This is a genomic window from Mucilaginibacter sp. (assembly GCF_039207105.1).
In the GTDB taxonomy this organism is placed as follows: domain Bacteria; phylum Bacteroidota; class Bacteroidia; order Sphingobacteriales; family Sphingobacteriaceae; genus Mucilaginibacter.
Map to the genome: position 1 here is coordinate 33,894 of NZ_JBCECK010000050.1, position 2,666 is coordinate 36,559.

1 protein-coding gene is annotated in these 2,666 nt (G+C 36.6%); it reads left to right on the forward strand.

Annotated elements, in window-relative coordinates; genetic code table 11:
* Window positions 1-579 precede the first annotated feature (579 nt).
* Window positions 580-2,666, forward strand: a 2,087-nt coding sequence (locus AAGC65_RS12300) for a nitronate monooxygenase (protein ID WP_343112751.1), incomplete at its 3' end; no start/stop codon positions are given.

The following is a 2,666-nucleotide window of genomic DNA, read 5'->3' on the forward strand; positions in this document are numbered from 1 at the left end:
TTTATACTCCATTGGGTTTTAAAAGTTAATTAACAGATAAATACATTAATCAAAATAATTGCTCTATATATTTATTTATATGGAATTCTAATTATTAATTTTTTATTCTTAAAATACGTATTATTAATATTTTATTTAATTAATAACAAAAGGGAAGATATTTTATATTAATGACAACTAAATAAAGAATAATTTAAAAACAATACATAAATACTCAACTTGCTTATTAAGAAATTTATAATTATCATTATTATTTAGGCTTTAGCACTTTATTCCCACCCATAAAACTGATAAAATTAGTAATACATCCCAAATTTAGAGCATTAAGCACGTTTTATTCTTTTTCTGTTCATTGTATTCACTGTGCATAAATATAAAAATATAGTCTTATTATTGTGTAATTTATAAGATAAAGTTAGCTTTATTGTTAAATTATTACTTTTTTGATTAAGTATTTGATCGAATTATTATTTAATCTACCATAATATTAAAATTGTTCTATATATCCGGCATTGGGGATTTAGTGGTAGGTTTTACTGATAACTATCAAAGTTTAAATATCATATCTATCCCTGTATCATGAAAAAACGTGCAATAATTGGAATTACCCCATTTGAAAAGCCCGATGTGTCACTTGCACTTGAATTGCATAAAGCAGGAGCTTTTCCTGTTTTAAACCTTGGGTATAACAAAATCATTGCAAAAGAGGCGCTTGAAAAATTAGCAAAAAGCGGTTTAGATGATTTTGGCGTATGTTTTGTTTCAACCGATTTTACATCCATAAAGCTTCCTCAACAAGTTAGTACGGTTATTATACCTTATGGTGTAAAAATCAAGTCTAAAAAGGAAGTTAAATTAATTTACCAGGTGAATGATCTGGAGTCAGCAAAGCGGGCAAAAGCAGAAGCTGCCGATGGTATCATTTTAAAAGGGAATGAAGGTACCGGAAACGTTGGTTACGAATCTTCATTTGTATTATTTCAACGTGTTATTCAAGAAATTAAAGATATTCCTGTTTGGGTACAAGGCGGTATAGGTATACATACTGCGGCGGCAGTATGTGCGCAAGGTGCAGAAGGTATTGTACTTGATAGCCAACTTGCATTATTTCCGGAATGTTCAGCACCAAAATTATTAAAAGAACTTTGCACCAAACTAAGCGGCACTGAAACAAGATTAATAGATAATTACCGTGTACTTGTCCGTCCTAACTCTCCTACCCTGCCTGAAAATGTCACTTACAATCATCTAAAGCCTTACTTTACAGATCTTGATCCTGAAAAAAGCTATATACCTATGGGGCAGGATATTTCAATAGCTACAGATCTGGTTAACCGGTATAAAAAGCTAAATAAGCTCATCTTTGGTATAAAAGAAGCCATATATGGGCACTTAAATCAGGCTAAGGCATTAAATGTGATCAGACCAGGCAGTGCTTTAGCAAAAGACCTTAATATAACTTATCCTATTGCCCAAGGACCGATGACCAGGGTAAGTGATGTTGCACCATTTGCTGATGCGGTTGCAGAAGCGGGCGCATTGCCTTTTATAGCACTATCACTATTAAAGGGTGAACGAGCAAAAGAACTGATCACCGATACAAAAAAGCTTGCAGGAGAAAAAACATGGGGCGTAGGCATACTCGGTTTTGCACCACAGGAGCTGCGCGACGAACAAATACAATATATACTGGAGGCTAAACCGCCGGTTGTATTAATTGCAGGTGGCAGGCCCTCGCAAGCAAAACCACTTGAAAAAGCAGGTATAAAAACATTTTTACACGTGCCTTCAGTATCTCTTTTGGATATGTTTTTAAAAGAGGGTGCTAAAAGATTTGTTTTTGAAGGCAGGGAATGCGGCGGACATGTTGGCCCACTTTCAAGTATGGTGCTTTGGGAAAAGCAAATAGAACGCTTGTTAAAAGAAGATCAGCCGGAACAGCTCAGTGTATTTTTTGCCGGAGGCATCCATGATTCTTTTTCAGCTGCATTTATAGCTGTAATGGCCGCCTCTTTAGCCGCTAAAGGTGTAAAAGTAGGTGTTTTAATGGGCACGGCTTATTTATATACCAAAGAAGCCGTTTTAACCGGCGCTATACAAGATAAATTTCAGGAACAAGCCATGCAGGCTACCGATACGGTACTCCTTGAAACAGCTCCGGGACATGAAACAAGATGTCTGAATTCGCCATTTGCAGATTTTTTTAACACAGAAAAAGCAAAATTGCAAGAGGCTGGCGTAGACAAAAAAGAGATCTGGGAACAATTAGAGACTCTGAATGTTGGCCGCTTACGTATTGCTGCTAAAGGTATTGAGCGCCGTGGGAACGATTTGGTAACCATTAATGAAGCCGATCAGCTTAATTTAGGTATGTATATGATTGGCCAGGTAGCTGTTATGCACAACCAGGTTATTTCATTGCTTGATCTGCACCAGGATGTGGCTGCGAATAACTATCAGCATATCCTTAACGCAACGTTATCCGAAATACCACAATCAACAGAGAAGTCTCTTGATGTGGCCATTGTTGGGATGGCCTGTATATTCCCACAGGCAAAAAACCTGGAAGAATACTGGCGCAATATCCTATTAGGAAAGGATTGCGTTACCGAGGTGCCTGATGAACGCTGGAACAAGGAGTTATACTTTGACCCTGAATCCAATGC